Consider the following 16,725-nt stretch of genomic DNA (forward strand, 5'->3'; position numbering starts at 1 on the left):
ACGCCGTGCCCGCCGCCGGCCCGCCCGCGGCCGCCGAGCTGCTGTCGGCAGCCCCCGTACCACCGATCGCGGCACACCCCCTGCTCGTCTTCCTGCTGCAGGTCGGCGTGTTGCTGCTCCTCGCCATCCTGCTCGGCAGGCTGGCCTCGCGCTGCGGACTCCCGGCCATCGTGGGGGAGTTGAGCGCGGGCGTGCTCCTCGGCCCGTCCCTGTTCGGCTGGGCGGCGCCGGACGCGGCCGCCTGGCTCCTGCCCTCCGACCCGGCCCAGGTGCATCTGCTCGACGCCGTCGGACAGATCGCCGTCCTCCTCCTCGTGGGGCTCACCGGCATCGAGATGGACCTGCGGATGATCCGCCGCAGGGGCGGTACGGCACTGCGCGTCAGCCTCGCCGGGCTGCTCGTGCCCCTCGCCCTGGGGGTCGGCCTCGGGTATCCGGTGGCGCACATGCTCGGCATCGACACGTCCGACCGGCAGATGTTCGCGCTCTTCCTGGGCGTCGCCATGTGCGTCAGCGCCATCCCCGTCATCGCCAAGACGCTGATGGACATGGACCTCATCCACCGGGACGTGGGCCAGCTGACGCTGGCCGCGGGGATGATCGACGACACCTTCGGCTGGCTCATGCTCTCCGTGGTCTCCGCGATGACCGTGGGCGGTCTGACGGCGGGCGTGTTCGCCGAGGCCGTCGGCTCCCTCCTGCTGGTCCTCCTGATCGCGCTGCTGATCGGCCGCCCGCTCGTGCGCAGAGCCCTGCGTCTGTGCAAGGGCTCGGACGAGCGGACGGTGTCCGCGGCCGCCGCGATGATCCTGCTCGCGGCGGCCGGCACCCAGTCGCTCGGCCTCGAAGCGGTCTTCGGGGCGTACCTGTGCGGCATGCTCATCGGCTCCAGCGGGGAGTTCGACCGGGCCCGCACGGTGTCGCTGCGCATGGTCGTCCTCGCCGTCCTCGCACCCGTCTTCTTCGCGACCGCGGGGCTCCGCATCGACCTGCGCGCGCTCACCGAGCCCGCGGTGCTCGGGGCCGCGCTGATCGTGCTCGCCGTCGCCGTCCTCGGGAAGTTCGCGGGTGCCTACATCGGCGCGCGCCTGAGCAGACTGAGCCGCTGGGAGGCGCTCGCGCTCGGCGCGGGAATGAACGCCCGCGGCGTCATCGAGATCATCGTCGCGATGGTCGGGCTGCGGCTCGGCATCCTCGACACCCGTACGTACACGATCATCGTCCTCGTCGCCGTCGTCACCTCCGTCATGGCGCCGCCGCTGCTCAAGGCGGCCGTGAAACGCATCGACTGCACGCCGGAGGAGCAGCGCAGGCACACGGCGTGGCGCGGTGCGCCCGCGCGGGGGAGTCCGGAGCGGGGGAGCCCGGAGCGCGCCGAGACCTGACCCGTCTCCCCGGCCGCGTATCCCCCGGGGCAGATTCTCGACACGGAACCGGAACGGCCGCACCCCCTCGCGTGGGCGGTCGTTCCGGCATGTCCCGGTGCGCTGTCCCGCACCCTTCAGGGCACTGTGCGGACGCCCCGCTTTGTGCCCGCCGTGTGACCGGCCGCCGCGTAGAAGTTGGGTCCATGTTCACCTCACACAAGCGAGCATTCGCACGCAAGCGAGCCATCGCCCCCGCACTCGTCGCCGCGTCCGCCCTCGTCGCCGGAGGCGTCCTCACGGGCTGCTCGGGGGACTCCTCCGCCGCCTCGTCGGACAAGGACCCGTCCGCGTCCCCGACCAGCCCCTTCGACCAGGGACTCGCGTACTCCAAGTGCATGCGCGAGAACGGGGCGCCCGACTACCCCGACCCACAGCAGGACACCGGCGGCGTCAGGCTCACCCCCGGCGAGGGCGTCGATCCGAACTCCGAGTCGTTCAAGAAGGCCGAGGAGGCCTGCCGCGACAAGGCCCCGCAGGGCCTGGGCGGCGGCGGTGGCGGTGGCGCCGCCCTCGACTCGGGGAAGGTCTCGGCCTGGGCGAAGTGCCTGCGCGAGAACGGGCTCCCCAAGTTCCCCGACCCGGAGATCGAGGGCAGCAACATGAAGATCGACATCAACGGCACCGGCATCACCCCGGGCGGCGCCGAGTTCACCAAGGCCATGGGCGCCTGCCAGAGCAAGTACCCCGGCGGCGGCATGATGATGAACAACGGTCAAGGGGGAGGCGTCCCGCAGTGACCAGCCGCGACGAGACCGAAGCGCTGTCCGTGGCCGGCGAGCCGTCCGGCGCGCTGGAACGGCACAGCTCCGGTGAGATGTCGACGAAGCGGCACAGTGCCGGCGAGGTGTCGACGCAGCGGCCCGGAGCGGTCGACACCGCCGAGGAACCCGACCCGGACACCCGCCCCCGGACCCGCGACCTGGAGACGTCCCTCACCGCGGAGGCCGCCACCGCACCGGACACCGCGGTGGGCGGCGGTTCCGACGACGGCTCCGACGACGACGGGGCGCCGCACGGCGGTGGCCGCAGGCGCCGACCGCTGCGCACCTCGCTGATCGCGCTCGCCGCGATCACCGTGGCCGCGGCGGCCGGCGTCGCCGCCACCGGCACCATCGGCGGCGACGGCGGCGGCTCCGGGGGCTCCGCGCCCTCGGGCCCGCCCGCCACGGCGAAAGTGGAGCGCACCACGCTCACCGACACCGAGACCGTCGACGGCAATCTCGGCTACGGCGACGCGACCACCGTGCAGGCACCGGCCTCGTCCTCCGGCACGGGCGACGGACAGTCGGGCCAGGGACAGTCGGGACAGGGCCAGTCCGGGCAGGGCCAGTCCGACCAGTCAGGGCAAGGCTCCGCCGCCGCGGGCAGCGCGGGCGACGGCATCGTCACCTGGGTGCCCGAGGAGGGCAAGAGGATCGAGCGCGGCGACACCGTCTACCGCGTCGACCAGCAGCGGATACCGCTCCTGTACGGCTCGTTCCCGCTGTACCGCACCCTGCAGTCCGGCAGCACGGGCGACGACGTCAAGATGCTGGAGAAGAACCTCCGTGCCCTCGGCTACACGGGGTTCACCGTCGACGACACGTACAACTCCGCGACCGCCGAGGCCGTCAAGGAGTGGCAGGACGACCTGAACCGTGAGGAGACCGGCACCGTGGCCGCCGGGGACGCCGTGGTCGCCGACGGCGCTCGGCGCGTCGCCGACGTGAAGACCTCGCCCGGCGCCGCCCTCAGCGGCAGCATTCTGTCCTGGACCGGCACCGAGCGGATCGTCGGCGTCGACTTGGACGTGCAGTTCGAGGATTTGGTCGAGAAGGGCACCAAGGTCACCGTCGAACTCCCCGACAACACCACTGTGCAGGCCGAGGTCACGGACATCGGGACACCTTCCACCTCCAAGGGCGACGACTCCGCGGACGGCTCCGGATCCGGCTCCGGCGACTCCGGCTCGGGGAACTCCGACGACAAGGCCACCCTGCCCGTCGAGCTGACGGTGAAGGACCAGAAGGGCCTCGGGCGCTACCAGGCCGCCGCCGTCCAGGTCACGCTGAAGGCCGAGTCCCGCAAGGACGTCCTCGTCGTCCCCGTGAGCGCCCTGGTGGCGCAGCGCGGCGGAGGGTACGCGGTGGAGGTCGTCACCGCGGACGGCACCGAGTACCGCCCGGTCAAGCTCGGCATGTTCGCCGACAGCAGGGTCGAGGTGTCCGGCAAGGGCATCAAGGAAGGCACCGTCGTGGGGGTCCCCAAGTGACCTCGTCCACCCCGGAGCTCCCTGTCGCCTCCGTCTCCGCCGCGGACCGGCCCGTGGTCGAGCTGACGGGCGTCTCCAAGACGTACGAGGACGTCGCCGCCCTGCGCGGCGCCGACCTGGTCATCCGGCGCGGTGAACTCCTCGCCATCGTCGGCCCATCGGGGTCCGGCAAGTCCACGATGCTCAACATCATGGGCACCCTGGACCGCCCGTCGGCGGGCCGCGTCCGCATCGACGGGCACGACGTGGCCGACCTGACCGACCGCGAACTGTCCGCACTGCGCGCCGACACCATCGGCTTCGTCTTCCAGCAGTTCCACCTGGCCTTCGGCGTACCGGCACTGGACAGCGTCGCCGACGGACTGCTCTACAGCGGCAGGCCGCGCGGCGAGCGGCGCCGCCTCGCCGAACGGGCGCTGCGCCGCGTCGGCCTCGGCCACCGGCTCTACCACCAGCCGCACCAGTTGTCCGGCGGCGAGAAGCAGCGCGTGGCCATCGCCCGCGCCGTGCTCGGCGACCCGCCGCTGCTGCTCGCCGACGAACCGACCGGCGCGCTCGACTCACGGTCGGGAGCCGTCGTCATCGAGCTGCTCCACGAGCTGCACGAGGCCGGGACGACCGTCGTGGTCATCACCCACGACCGCGACATCGCCGCCACCCTGCCCCGCGAGGTGCGCCTCAAGGACGGCCGGATCGAGCACGACTCGCTCACGGCCGACGGCGACTCCTCTGCCCTCGTTTCCCACGACGCCCTCGTGCCCCAGGAGGCCGTGCGATGACCGCGATCAAGGAGCTGGAGCGCGCCGCGGCCCCCGAGCCCCCGCGACGGCCGAAGCCCGCCCGGATGAACCCCGCCGACGTGCTGCGGGTCGGCGGCTCCGGGCTGCGCTCCCGGCCGATGCGGGTGTTCCTCTCGGCGCTCGGCATCGCCATCGGCATCGCCGCGATGGTCGGCGTGGTCGGCATCTCCACCTCCTCCACCGAGGACCTCAACCGCAGGCTGCAGGACCTGGGCACCAACCTCCTGACGGTGACCCCGGGGCAGAACTTCAGCGGCGGCGAGGCCCATCTGCCGGAAGAGTCCGTCGACATGATCGCGGCGATGGACGACGTGGAGTCGGTCTCCGCCCTCGGCAAGACGAGCGCCAAGGTGTACCGCAGCGACCACACGCCGGTGGAGGAGACCGGCGGCCTCAACGTGTCGGCGGCCCGCACGGACCTGCCGAAGTCGGTCGGCGCGGAGATCGTCGACGGCCGCTGGCTCAACGCCGCCAACAGCCGCTACCCGGCGGTCGTCCTCGGTCCCAAGGCCGCCGAGCAGCTCGGCGTGCACCGGGCGGGGGACGACGTGAAGGTCTGGATCGGCGGCCACTGGTTCACCGTCGTCGGCCTGCTCGCCCCCAACGAACTCGTGCCGTCCCTCGACTCGTCCGCCCTCGTGGGCTGGTCCGTGGCGGAGCGGGAACTGGACTTCGACGGCTCGCCGACCACCATCTTCACACGCGCCGATGAATCGTCCGTCAACGACGTGCAGGAAGTCCTGGGCGCCACCACCAACCCCGAGAGCCCCAACGAGGCCAACGTCTCCCGGCCGTCGGACGCGCTGGCCGCCAAGGAAGCCACCGACGACACCCTCAGTGGACTGCTGCTCGGCCTCGGCGGAGTGGCCCTGCTCGTGGGCGGCGTCGGCGTCGCCAACACCATGGTCATCTCCGTCCTGGAACGCCGCTCCGAGATCGGCCTGCGCCGCTCGCTCGGCGCCACCCGCGGGCAGATCCGCACCCAGTTCCTGGCCGAGGCGCTGCTCCTGTCCGCGCTCGGCGGCCTGGGCGGCGTCCTGCTCGGCATCGCCGTCACCGGCGGCTACGCCTCCTACCAGGGCTGGCCGTCCGTCGTCCCCGTCTGGGCAATGGCGGGCGGCGTCGGCGCCACGCTCGTCATCGGCGGCCTCGCCGGCTTCTACCCGGCGGTACGCGCGGCACGGCTGCCCCCGACCGAGGCCCTGGCGACGACATGAGACCCGCCACCCGTCTCGTGAGACCGCCGCCGCCCACCTGAAGGCCCCCAAGACCCTCCGCGAGGCCCGAAAGGGCCTCAGGGACCGCGGTGCTCCTGCTGGAGCCCATCCCCCGTGCCACAGGCGCACCGCGCCCGTCCGCGCCGCCTCCGGGCCGATCCCGGAACGCGACGCGGACGGGACCCGGCGCTGTCCGGCCGCGAACGGTCGGACAGCCGAGATCAGGCGGCCAGCCCCGCCACCCGCGCAAGACGCCGGAACGAGTCGAGGAGCCCCGCCCGGTCGTACGTACTGGTCGTCACCAGCACCTCCTGCGCCCCGCTCTCCTTGATCACTCGCTCCAGCTCGTCGGCGACCTGCTCCTCCGTGCCGTGCACGTGGCCGGTCAGCCCCGACTCGTAGAAGCCGCGCTCCTTCTCCGTCATGGTCAGGGACTCCACGCGCTCGGCGGGCAGCAGCGGCGGGAACGTGCCGTGCGTGCGCGAGTACGCCATCGACCAGGCCTCCGGCACGAGCAGCCGGCGCGCCGCCTCCCGGCTCTCCGCCACGGCGACGCTGCCCGCGATCATGACGTAGGGCTCCGCCAGCCACGGCGAGGGCCGGAAGCCGCTCCGGTACCGGTCGATGCCGCGCAGCATCTTCTCGCGGCCCCGGAGGTCGCCGATGACCAGCGGAAGGCCCGCGTCGGCGGCGATCGTCGCGCCCTCGCCCACCGCCAGGACGTACGGCGGGACGGTCAGGCCCTCGGCGGGCCTGGCCCGCACCCCCGTCGCCGACGTGCCGCGGAACCAGTCGAGCAGCTCACCGAGCTGCGTCGCGAAGTCCGCGGCGTCGTGCTTGTCGCGCCCCAGTGCCTTGCGCACCCCGTCGGTGAAGCCGACCGACCGGCCGAGCCCCATGTCGATCCGGCCGGGGAAGAGCGATTCGAGCACCCCGAACTGCTCGGCGACCACCAGCGACTGATGGTTCGGCAGCATCACACCGCCGGTGCCGACCCGGATGGTGCGGGTGGCCGCCGCGACGGCCGACGCGAGGACGGTGGGCGCCGAGCCCGCGACGCCCGGCACCCCGTGGTGCTCGCTGACCCAGAAGCGATGAAAACCGAGTGCCTCGACGTCCTGGGCCAGGCGCACCGTGTCGCGCAGGGCCTCGGGGCCGTCGTGCCCCTCCCGGGTGCGCGATCGGTCGAGGACGGAGAACCGGGTTGCCGCGATCACTGAGCTCACACAGGGTTCAACGCACACGGCCCGCCGGGATTCCCGATGCCGGCACCGGCCCGCCTCGCGGATCGGCTCCGGGCGCTCCTACGCTGTCGACGTGATGGAAGACAGCAGATCCCCCAAGGACAGCAGCAGGCCCCTGGCCGTGTTCGACCTGGACGGCACCCTCGCGGACACCGGCCACCGGCAGCGCTTCCTGGAGGGCAGGCCCCGCGACTGGGACGCGTTCTTCGCCGCGGCGCCCCAGGACCCGCCGCTGGCCCGCGGCGTCGAGCTGGCCCTGGCGAGCGCGGCGGAGTGCGAGGTCGTCTATCTGACCGGCCGCCCCGAGCGCTGCCGTGCCGACACGGTGGACTGGCTGGCCCGCCAGGGGCTGCCGGAGGGGCGGATCTGGATGCGCCGCAACAACGACCGGCGCCCCGCACGCCGCACCAAACTGGAGATCCTCCAGGAGCTCGCCCGCAAGCGGACGGTCCGCATGCTCGTGGACGACGACGAGCTGGTCTGCGCCGACGCGGAACGCGCCGGCTTCACCGTCGTCCGGGTGACCTGGGCGAACACGCCGGAGACCCTCAAGGACGCCCAGGAGCGCGAGGGCCGCACCTAGGCGACCGGGCCTCATACCTCGGCGTCGTCCTCCAGCCGGAAGCCCACCTTCAGGCCGACCTGGTAGTGCTGGATCTCGCCGTCCAGGATGTGGCCGCGCACCTGCGTGACCTCGAACCAGTCCAGCGAGCGGAGCGTCTGCGAGGCCCGCGCGATGCCGTTGCGGATCGCCTGGTCGACGCCCTCGTGCGAGGTGCCGACGATCTCGGTGACACGGTACGTGTGGTTCGACATGAGGATGTTCCTCCGGGCCGTCGGGTGGGGCCGTACGGCACGGTGCCGCACGGCGCCGGGAAGTGCCGTCACTCCACCGTGCCCCAGTCCCTCCCGTGGCGCGAGACGGCGTACGCGACGGTGTACCCCTTGACCAGTTCATTGGTACGGACCAAAATCCAGCCAGTACCCGTTCGAGCCGTGTGCGCTCACCCCCCGCGTCGGGCTGACCTTCCCTGTCCGCAGGCAGAAAGTGACCCACGTGAGACCGCACCACCGTGCCGCCGTGTCCCTGGCGCTCGTCCTCTCCTCCACCGTCCTGGTCGCCGGGTGCGGCGTGCTGCCCGGCGGTGACGACTCCCGGACCGTCACGGTCTGGCTGATGAAGGACAGCGCGTCCCCGGAGTTCATCAAGCGCTTCACGTCGGACTTCGAGAAGGAGCACGACGGCATCGACCTGGACATCCGCATCCAGGAATGGACCGGCATCGGCGCCAAGGTGAAGAAGGCGCTCAAGGAGGAGGGCGGCGAAGGACCCGAGGTCATCGAGGTCGGCAACACCCAGGTCGCGCAGTACGTCGACGAGGGCGGCCTGTACGACCTGACCCTGGAGTCCGCGCGCGACCTCGGCATGGACGACTGGCTGCCGGGCCTCGCCGAGCCGGGCCGCTACCGAGGGGCCCAGTACGGCATCCCCTGGTACGCCGCCAACCGCGTCGTCATCTACAACAAGGACCTGTTCGCCGCGGCCGGCATCAAGACCCCGCCCCGCACCCGCGCCGAGTGGATCGAGGCCACGCAGAAGCTGAACACCGGCGGCAAGCAGGGCATCTACCTCGCGGGCCAGGACTGGTACACCCTCTCCGGCTTCATCTGGGACGAGGGCGGCGACCTGGCCAAGGAGACCAAGGAGTCCTCCGGCGACTGGAGCGGCACCCTGCACACGCCCGAGGCGCTGCGCGGCATGGAGTTCTACCGGCAGCTGCAGGCGCTCGGCGACGGTCCGCGCGACGCCGACGAGGAACACCCGCCGCAGACCGGCGTGTTCGCGGACGGCAAGGTCGCGCAGATCGTCGCGGTGCCCGGCGCGGCCCGCGCCATCGAGGAGAAGAACCCCGAACTCAAGGGCAAGCTCGGTTTCTTCCCCATCCCGGGCAAGAAGGCCGGCAAGCCCGCCGCTGTCTTCACCGGCGGCTCCGACCTCGTCGTGCCCGAGCACAGCGACGACCACAAGGGTGCCGTCGAGGTGATCGAGGCGCTGGCGGGCAAGAAGTGGCAGACCGATCTTGCGCGGACCATGAACTACGTCCCGAACAAGGCGAAGCTGGCCCCGGCGGTCGCCGACGAGGAGGGCGTGGCGGCGATGGCCGTCGGCGCGGCGAACGGCCAAGCGACCCCCAACTCCCCGCGCTGGGCGGAGGTCGAGGCGGACAACCCGATCAAGGGCTACATGACGAAGGTCCTGACCGGCGGCGACCCGGCGACCGAGGCCCGCAAGGCATCGGCCCGGATCACCAGGACACTGGACGTCGGCGGCTTGTGACCACCGACGCCCAGTGACGACGGCGGGCGCTACGCCACCGTGCTCAGCGACAGCGCGAAGCGCCCTCTCTCGTCCGTCCACCAGTGCGCCAGCTCAAGACCGGCGGCGGCCAGTTCGGCACGTACGCCGTCCTCACGGAACTTCGCCGAGATCTCCGTGCGGAGCTCCTCGCCCGCGGCGAAGTCGACCGCGAGGTCGAGCGCGTGGATCTTCACCGTCTGGTCGGCCGTGGAGCGCAGCCGCATTTCGATCCACTCGTGCTCGCGGTCCCAGACGGCCACGTGCTCGAAGGCGTCCGGGTCGAAGTCCCCGCCCAGCTCGCGGTTGATGACCGTCAGGACGTTCTTGTTGAACGCGGCGGTCACGCCCGTCCCGTCGTCGTACGCGGAGACGAGGACCGAGTCGTCCTTCACCAGGTCCGTGCCGAGGAGCAGCGTGTCGCCGGGGGAGAGGAGGTCGTGCACGGAGGCGAGGAACGCGGCGCGTTCGGCGGGCAGCAGGTTGCCGATCGTGCCGCCGAGGAAGGCGACAAGCCGGGGCCCGGGTGTGCCGGGCAGGGCGAGGCCGCGGGTGAAGTCGGCGATCAGTGCGTGCACGTCGAGCGCGGGCCGCTGCGCGAGCAGGGTGTTCGCGGCGCCGGTCAGCGCGCTCTCGCTCACGTCGACGGGAACGTAGGTGTGCAGGGACGCCATGGCGTCGATGAGGTGGCGGGTCTTCTCCGAGGAGCCCGAGCCCAGCTCGATCAGCGTCCGAGCCTCCGTGATCTTCGCGATCCGGTCGGCGCGGGCGACGAGGATCTCGCGTTCGGCGCGGGTGGGGTAGTACTCGGGCAGGGTGGTGATCTCCTCGAAGAGGGCGCTGCCGCGGGCGTCATAGAACCACTTGGGCGGCAGTGTCTTCGGGGTGCGGGTGAGGCCCTGGAGGACGTCGGCGCGCAGGGCCGCGCCGGTGGCGTCCTCGGGCAGGGTGCGGGTCAGCAGGAACGGGCTCACGCGGGGGGCTCCTTGAGCGGGGTCAGCAGTACGTCGGTGCGGCTGGCGGCGAGCAGGGTGCGGTCGGGCACCTCGCGCCAGTGCGGGTCGTCGTCGTAGGGCTCGGAGGCCACGACGGTGCGGCGGCCGGGTTCCGCGAGGTACCAGAGCGTGTCGCCCCAGGCGGTCGCGGCGATCGTGTCGCCATTGGTGAGCAGGAGGTTGAGGCGCGAGCCGGGCGCGGCCTCCGCGACCTCCAGGACGGTGTCCGCGAGGGCCTGTGCCTCTTCGTCGCCACGGCGCAGCCGGTTCAGGACGAGCGCCCACACCAGTGCGGAGTCGCAGCGCGCCTCCATCGAGAGCAGCTCGGCGGGGGGCAGGCCCTGCGCGAGCGTCCCGAGGGAGCGGGGCCAGCCGGTGAGCGCGCCGTTGTGGCTGAACAGCCACGGCCCGGCGGCGAAGGGCGCCGCCGCGGCCTCTCCGTCCGCTCCCGAGAGCGTCGCGTCGCGCACCGCGCCGAGCGCCGCCCCGGAGCGTACGACCCGCGCCAGGTCGGCGAAGGAGCCGTCGCCCCAGATGGGCCCGGAGCGGCGGTAGCGGGCGGGCACGGGGTCCCCTTCGGCGTACCAGCCCACGCCGAAACCGTCGGCGTTGACGGTTCCGTGGCGCTGCATCCGGGGCGCCCACGACTGCCGGAACAGGCTGTGCGCGGGCGCCACGAGGACACTCCCCAGCGGCTCCGGCGGGCCGAGGAACGCGAGGTGACGGCACATCAGGCGGGCCCCGGCGTCGGCGTCTCGGTGGGCCCCGCGTCCCGCGCGGTGCGGAACCCGGCGAAGATCTGCCGCCGCACCGGGTGGTCCCAGTTGCGGAACGTGCCGCGGCAGGCCACCTCGTCGACGGAGAACGCGCCGCCGCGCAGCACCTTGTAGTCGCCGCCGAAGAAGACGTCCGAGTACTCGCGGTAGGGGAAGGCGGCGAACCCCGGATAGGGCAGGAAGTCGCCGGACGTCCACTCCCACACGTCGCCGATCAACTGGCGCACCCCGAGCGGTGATTCACCCGCCGGGTAACTTCCCGCGGGGGCGGGGCGCAGGTGTCGCTGGCCCAGGTTGGCGCGCTCCGGTGTGGGGTCGGAGTCGCCCCACGGGTAGCGCGTCGACCGGTCGGTCACCGGGTCGTACCGTGCGGCCTTCTCCCACTCCTCCTCGCTGGGCAGCCGCCGACCCGCCCAGCGCGCGTACGCGTCGGCCTCGTACCAGCTGACGTGCAGGACCGGCTCGTCGTCGGGGACCGGCTCGATCGTGCCGAAGCGCCGCCGCAGCCACTGCCCGCCCTCGTGCCGCCAGAACAGCGGCGCGCACAGGTTGTGGCGGCGGACCATGGCCCAGCCCGCCGGGTCCCACCAGTGCATCCGTTCGTAGCCGCCGTCCTCGATGAAGCGCCGGTACGCGCCGTTCGTCACCGGGGTCGTGTCGATGAAGAACGGCGGGACGAGACGGTGGTGCGCCGGACGCTCGTTGTCGAGGGCCCACGGCTCCGTGGACGTCCCCATCGTGAACGGGCCGCCGGGCACGAGGACTTCACTCGGGCCCGTGAACGGCTCGCAGGACGGCGGATCCGGTGCGGTCAGGGCGGTCTGCCCCGACCTCAGCTGGTGCGTGATGAGCATCGTCTCGTCGTGCTGCTGCTCGTGCTGCGCGATCATCCCGAAGGCGAAACCCGCGTCGGTGAGCGGCGTGCCGCGGAACGGGGTTCTCTCCAGCACGTCCAGCGCACGTCCCCGCACCTCGGCCGCGTAGCCGCGGGCCTCCGCGGGTGCCAGCAGCGGCAGGCTCGGGCGCTCGGCGCGGGGATGCTCGAAGGCGTCGTACAGCGGATCGATCTCGGGCCGCATCGCCTCGCGCCCCGCGACAGCGCGCAGCAGCCACTGCTCCTCCTGGTTCCCGATGTGCGCCAGGTCCCAGACCAGCGGCGACATCAAAGGAGAGTGCTGCGCGGTCAGTTCGGTGTCCTCCACACAGGAGGTGAGGAGGGTCGTGCGCTCCCGGGCGGCGAGGAGCGCGGCCAGGGCGCGCTCCCGCAGGGCTTCGGGGTCGGTCGTTTCCGGGTCGGTGGTGGAGCCGGTCATCGGCGGACATCCTTCCCAGGTGTGTCGTGGGGGGCGGGGTCGTCGCGCACCGCGTCGAGCAGGTCGTCGGCGGGGCAGCGGCCGTGCGCGACGTACTGTGCGGCGTACGTCGCCACGGCGTCCCGCACGGACGTCCCGGCGCCGATGCGGGGCAGCGCGTCGACGGCGGCGGCGAAGCACGTGGCGGCCGCCTCGCGCAGTTCGGGGTCGGCGAGGCCGTGGCGTGCCGCGTCCAGCCAGAGCGGATTGTGCGGCGCGGCGGTCGAGCCGGGCGGCCCGTACCGCTCGGCCAGCGGCTTCACGGCGCGGTAGGCGGTCTCGGCCGCCTCGGGATCCTCGAACAGGGCGCTCGTCACGGCGAGCGGGACGATCCAGCCGTCCTCGCCGGGCTGGGCGTCGACCATGCGCAGCTCCAGGTGGCCGCGGGGGCGCACCGGCGGGAACAGCGTGGTCAGGTGGTAGACGAGGTCCTCCCGGGTGGGTCTGCGGGAGGCGCCCGCACGGGCCCACGCCCGGAAGGTCATCCCTTCCGGCACGCTCCACGGGCCTTCGCCGGGCTCTCTCCTGACGCACATGACCGGCGCGTCGAGAGCGTGTCTGGTCCACGTCTCGCGCGGCTCCCCGTCCAGCGGCGGGGCGCCGGATCTGCCGGGTTCGATGCCCGCCCACACGGCCTGCCGGGTCGAGCGCCAGCCGGTGGGGCGGCCGTCCTGCAGCGGTGAGTTGGCGAACGCGGCGACCAGCACGGGCCCGAGCAGATGGGCGAGACGCCAGCGGCGCGCGTAGCCGAGCGGGCCCGGCTCCTCGTACCCGGCGTCGAGGCAGATCTGCACGGACGCCGTCGAGCACATCATGCGGCGTCCGGCGGGTCCGCCGCGGTCGAGGCACGACTCCAGCGCGTCGTAGCGGGGCTCGCGCAGGATCCGCGACGGCGGGCGCCACGGGTCGGCGCCGACCCCGCTTAGGGTGAGGCGGTGGGGGCGTAACGCGTCGCGTACGACGTCGAGATCGGCCTGCATGGCCGATATGCACTCCGTCAGCGAGTCGGCGGGAAGCGAGCTGAGCTCCAGCTGGCCGCCGGGTTCGACGGTGACGGACGAGTGCAGGGGCAGGGCCCGCAGTGCGGCATAGGCCGCTTCGAGGCGGGCGGCGGGTACGGGCAGGTGGGGCAGGCCCGGTTCGTGGACGAGCCATTCCAGTTCGACCCCGATGGTGCGGGGTGGTCCCGTCTTGAAGCAGATGCCGCGGACCAGCGCTTCCACTTCGGCTTCCGACACCGTGTCACGCGCCGTTGTGCGGCCCGCCGTGCGGTGTTTCCTACAGTCTCCCTCAGGCATGCGGGGATCCTTCCATTCGATGCTGCTCGTCACACCCAAAACCCTCAAAGGGCGTTCGCACAAGAGTGCCCCTCAGGCCGTTCACGTACCGGGAATTTCTGTTGCGCCGCCCGACGCACACGGCTCACCATGCGTTCATGAACGACACGGGGGCGTGCACATGAGCGCCCGGCTGCGCGGACAGGCGCAGGAGACGGAGCGGATCGTCGCGGCGGGGGCGTACGTGACGGGGGGCGGCCGCGAGACGGTCATCGCCGACGCGGTGGCCGCGGCACGCGCCGGTACGCGCATGTTCGGGCCGGACCCGGTGGAGGTGCCGCCCCGCGAGCGCGTGGAGCACACGCGCTTCGAGGTCACCGGCGAGAGCAGTCTGGAGGCGGCCCGCAGGCTGACGGCCGACGACCCGTCGGATGCCTCCCGCCTCGCGGTGCTGAACTTCTCCTCGGCGCGCAACCCCGGCGGGGGGTACCTGAACGGCGCCCAGGCACAGGAGGAGGCGCTGTGCCGCGCCTCCGCGCTGTACACCTGCCTGCTCGAAGTCCCCGGGTTCTACGCCCACCACCGCGCCGACCGCGACCCGTTCTACACCGACCGCGTGATCCACTCGCCCGACGTCCCCGTCTTCCGCGACGACCGCGGGCGGCTCCTCGACGAGCCGTACACCGTCGGCTTCCTCACCTCCGCGGCGCCGAACGCCGGGGTGATCCGCCGCCAGGCACCGGAGCGCGCGGCGGCCATCGGGCGGGCCCTGGCCGCGCGCGCCGAGCGCGTCCTGGAGACGGCGGCCGCGTGCGGCTACCGCCGCCTGGTGCTCGGCGCCTGGGGCTGCGGCGTGTTCATGAACGATCCGGCGCAGGTGGCGGGCGCCTTCCGGGCGCTGCTCGGCGAAGGCGGGCGGTTCGCCGGGCAGTTCACGCACGTCGTCTTCGGAGTGCTCGACCGGACGAAGGGCGCGGTGACGCGCGGCGCGTTCGAGACGGAGTTCGCGCACGAGCCGGGGACGGGTGCGCTCAGCGCCAGCCGTACCGCTCCTTGAGACGGAGTACGACCAGGTTGAACCGCATGCGGTCCAGCGCGCACGCCTCGCGCCGCATCCCGCGTTCGTGCACCCGCAGCACCCGGTCGACGTCCACCCAGGAGTCACGGCCCTCCCGGTCCCACGGCCCGCTCCCGATCGGCACCCACTCCCTGCCGTCGTGCCGCTTGCTCGACAGCGGGACGGCGAGCAGCGTCCCCGAGGCCTCGCGGGCGACCACGAGGACCGGCCGGTCCTTGCCGCGCCCGTCGTTCTCCTCGTAGGGCACCCACGTCCAGACGATCTCTCCGGGGTCGGGGTCTCCGTCGCGGTCGGGCGCGTACTCCGTGCGGACCCGGCCCACCGCGCGCGGCTCGACCTCGGTGGTCGCGGTGGCGCCCGAGCGGCCGGGCGTCGCGGACAGGTGCGGGTCATCGGTGAAGGCAGTCACACGGGTCACCGTAGAACATGACCACGGGTCACCGTGGAACACGATCACGGCAGAGGCGCGGGCCACTGCTCGTGCCACCGGCGGTCCGCCTCCAACTGCGCCGCCAGGGAGATCAGCAGCGGTTCGCTCCCGGCGGGACCGAGCAGCTGGGCGCCGACGGGCAACCCGCCCGGCGTGTGCCCGGCGGGTACGTTGACACCCGGCCAGCCGAGGACGTTCCACGGCCACGCGTAGGGACAGGCGGCGATCATCGTCCGGTCGGTCTGCCAGCCGCTCATCGCGGCGAGTGCGCCGATGCGGGGCGGCGGCGCGGCCGTCGTCGGGGCGACCACCACGTCGTACGTCGAGAAGATCGCCCCCACCCTGCGGTGCAGCACGGCCTCCGCGCGGCGGGCGAGCCGCAGCGGGGCGCCGCCCAACAGCCGCCCCATGCGGGCCGCTTCCCGCGTGCGCCGGTCCAGGAGGGAGACGTCGGGCACCTGCCGGGCCCACTCGGCGATGCCCGCCGTCGCGCGCGGCACGAACGCCAGGCCGACCTGGCCGTAGCGCGGGTCGGCCGCCGCGACGTCGTGGCCCAGCGCGGCGAGCCGCTCGGCGAGGGCGACCACGCGGTCCCGCACCACGGGATGCAGCTGCTTGGGCGTCGCCGTGAACGGCATCCGCAGCGACAGGGCGATCCGCAGCCGTCCCGGATCGCGGGTCGCGGCCTCCGCGGCGCGGATGGCGGGCGGCCGGTGGAGGTCGCCCGCGTGGCTGCCGCTCGCCGCGTCGAGGAGCAGCGCCGCGTCCGCGACCGTCCTGGCGAGCGGCCCGTTGACGGTGATGCCGTGGAACGCCTCCGGCCACGGCCAGGTCGATATCCGCCCGCGCTGCGGCTTGATCCCCACGAGGTGGGTCCAGGCGGCCGGAATGCGCACCGACCCCGCGCCGTCCGACCCCAGCGCCGCGGGAACGAGCCCCGCCGCGACGGCGGCCGCCGACCCGCCCGAGGATCCGCCCGGCGTGTGCCCGGTGTGCCACGGGTTGCGGGTGTCGCCGAAGCCGGGCCCCTCCGTGAACGGCCACTGCCCCAGCTCGCACGTGTTGGTCTTGCCGACGATCACGGCCCCGGCCGCCCGGATCCGGCGCACCGCCTCCGAGTCCGCCGTCGCCGGCGGAAAGTCGCCCCTGCACCCGAACGCGGTGGGCTCACCCGTCACGTCCATGTCGTCCTTCACCGCAAGCGGCACCCCGAGCAGCGGCCGCCCTGGACCGGCCCCGCCCGCGGCGAGCTCCCGGTCGGCGGCGTCCGCCTCGGCGAGGGCGGCCTCCGCCCGCACCAGCTTGAACGCGTTCAGGACCGGCTGCGCCGCCTCGATCCTGGCCAGCGTCCGTTCGGTCAGCGCACGCGAGGTCACCTCTCCGTCGGCCAGCGCGCGGGCGGTGCGCGCCAGACCTTCGGCACGGTCGGCAGTCATGTGGGGGACACCTTCGCTCGACGACGGGTGCCCGAACGTTAACCGGCCAGTAGCTTGCGGGGGAACGGCGCGTACGGCTGGACGGC

General features: G+C 73.1%; 16 protein-coding genes. 8 read left to right on the top strand and 8 right to left on the bottom strand.

What is annotated here, in order from left to right; translation table 11 throughout:
- The first annotated feature begins 5 nt into the window (after positions 1–5).
- From DEJ49_RS33835 to DEJ49_RS33855, 5 genes are all read left to right on the top strand, one after another.
- Positions 6–1,385 (top strand): cation:proton antiporter, encoded by a 1,380-nt coding sequence (locus DEJ49_RS33835; RefSeq protein WP_223833099.1) that lies wholly within the window; start codon positions 6–8, stop codon positions 1,383–1,385.
- Positions 1,386–1,570: 185 nt separating this feature from the next.
- On the top strand, positions 1,571–2,164 hold the full coding sequence (locus DEJ49_RS33840) for a hypothetical protein (RefSeq protein ID WP_150187644.1): 594 nt from the start codon (positions 1,571–1,573) through the stop codon (positions 2,162–2,164).
- Complete coding sequence (locus tag DEJ49_RS33845; protein ID WP_223833100.1) at positions 2,161–3,678, top strand: peptidoglycan-binding protein; 1,518 nt, start codon at positions 2,161–2,163, stop codon at positions 3,676–3,678. The genes DEJ49_RS33840 and DEJ49_RS33845 overlap by 4 nt, the downstream gene beginning before the upstream one ends.
- Positions 3,675–4,457, top strand: coding sequence for an ABC transporter ATP-binding protein (locus tag DEJ49_RS33850; RefSeq protein WP_223833101.1), 783 nt, complete (start codon positions 3,675–3,677; stop codon positions 4,455–4,457). Before DEJ49_RS33845 ends, DEJ49_RS33850 begins: the two co-directional genes overlap by 4 nt.
- On the top strand, positions 4,454–5,695 hold the full coding sequence (locus DEJ49_RS33855; protein WP_150187645.1) for an ABC transporter permease: 1,242 nt from the start codon (positions 4,454–4,456) through the stop codon (positions 5,693–5,695). The genes DEJ49_RS33850 and DEJ49_RS33855 overlap by 4 nt, the downstream gene beginning before the upstream one ends.
- A gap of 221 nt (positions 5,696–5,916) precedes the next feature.
- Here the strand turns inward: DEJ49_RS33855 and DEJ49_RS33860 are convergent, their stop codons facing one another.
- Complete coding sequence (locus DEJ49_RS33860; RefSeq protein WP_150187646.1) at positions 5,917–6,921, bottom strand: LLM class flavin-dependent oxidoreductase; 1,005 nt, start codon at positions 6,919–6,921, stop codon at positions 5,917–5,919.
- A 94-nt stretch (positions 6,922–7,015) separates the two neighbouring features.
- Between DEJ49_RS33860 and DEJ49_RS33865 the strand changes: the two genes are divergently transcribed.
- Positions 7,016–7,522: an HAD family acid phosphatase gene (locus DEJ49_RS33865; RefSeq protein WP_150187647.1), complete on the top strand. Its 507-nt coding sequence runs from the start codon at positions 7,016–7,018 to the stop codon at positions 7,520–7,522.
- 11 nt (positions 7,523–7,533) lie between these two features.
- Here DEJ49_RS33865 and DEJ49_RS33870 read toward each other — a convergent pair whose 3' ends face one another.
- Positions 7,534–7,755, bottom strand: a complete 222-nt coding sequence (locus DEJ49_RS33870) for a dodecin (protein WP_150175059.1) — start codon at positions 7,753–7,755, stop codon at positions 7,534–7,536.
- A gap of 241 nt (positions 7,756–7,996) precedes the next feature.
- Here DEJ49_RS33870 and DEJ49_RS33875 point away from each other — a divergent pair, with 241 nt between their 5' ends.
- On the top strand, positions 7,997–9,277 hold the full coding sequence (locus DEJ49_RS33875) for an extracellular solute-binding protein (RefSeq protein WP_190329538.1): 1,281 nt from the start codon (positions 7,997–7,999) through the stop codon (positions 9,275–9,277).
- 29 nt (positions 9,278–9,306) lie between these two features.
- On the opposite strand, the gene egtD is transcribed toward DEJ49_RS33875, so the two are convergent.
- From egtD to egtA, 4 genes are read right to left on the bottom strand one after another with little or no spacing between them, the layout of a single operon-like run.
- Entirely contained in the window at positions 9,307–10,269 is a 963-nt protein-coding gene (gene egtD / locus DEJ49_RS33880; RefSeq protein ID WP_150187648.1) for an L-histidine N(alpha)-methyltransferase, read from the bottom strand.
- The gene (egtC, locus tag DEJ49_RS33885; RefSeq protein ID WP_150187649.1) at positions 10,266–11,021 is read right to left on the bottom strand and encodes an ergothioneine biosynthesis protein EgtC; all 756 of its coding nucleotides are present in this window, start codon (positions 11,019–11,021) and stop codon (positions 10,266–10,268) included. Before egtC ends, egtD begins: the two co-directional genes overlap by 4 nt.
- On the bottom strand, positions 11,021–12,379 hold the full coding sequence (gene egtB, locus DEJ49_RS33890) for an ergothioneine biosynthesis protein EgtB (protein WP_150187650.1): 1,359 nt from the start codon (positions 12,377–12,379) through the stop codon (positions 11,021–11,023). The genes egtC and egtB overlap by 1 nt, the downstream gene beginning before the upstream one ends.
- Positions 12,376–13,716 (bottom strand): ergothioneine biosynthesis glutamate--cysteine ligase EgtA, encoded by a 1,341-nt coding sequence (egtA, locus tag DEJ49_RS33895; protein ID WP_150187651.1) that lies wholly within the window; start codon positions 13,714–13,716, stop codon positions 12,376–12,378. The genes egtB and egtA overlap by 4 nt, the downstream gene beginning before the upstream one ends.
- Before the next feature lie 160 nt (positions 13,717–13,876).
- Between egtA and DEJ49_RS33900 the strand changes: the two genes are divergently transcribed.
- Positions 13,877–14,752 (top strand): TIGR02452 family protein, encoded by an 876-nt coding sequence (locus DEJ49_RS33900; RefSeq protein ID WP_150187652.1) that lies wholly within the window; start codon positions 13,877–13,879, stop codon positions 14,750–14,752.
- On the opposite strand, the gene DEJ49_RS33905 is transcribed toward DEJ49_RS33900, so the two are convergent.
- Both DEJ49_RS33905 and DEJ49_RS33910 read right to left on the bottom strand, forming a co-directional pair.
- Complete coding sequence (locus DEJ49_RS33905; protein WP_150187653.1) at positions 14,727–15,182, bottom strand: type II toxin-antitoxin system PemK/MazF family toxin; 456 nt, start codon at positions 15,180–15,182, stop codon at positions 14,727–14,729. The two genes, DEJ49_RS33900 and DEJ49_RS33905, sit on opposite strands and share 26 nt — an antisense overlap.
- 44 nt (positions 15,183–15,226) lie before the next feature.
- The gene (locus DEJ49_RS33910; protein ID WP_150187654.1) at positions 15,227–16,639 is read right to left on the bottom strand and encodes an amidase; all 1,413 of its coding nucleotides are present in this window, start codon (positions 16,637–16,639) and stop codon (positions 15,227–15,229) included.
- Positions 16,640–16,725: the final 86 nt, after the last annotated feature.

Origin of the sequence: Streptomyces venezuelae (genome assembly GCF_008642335.1) — a bacterium.
Classification (GTDB): Bacteria; Actinomycetota; Actinomycetes; order Streptomycetales; family Streptomycetaceae; genus Streptomyces; species Streptomyces venezuelae_F.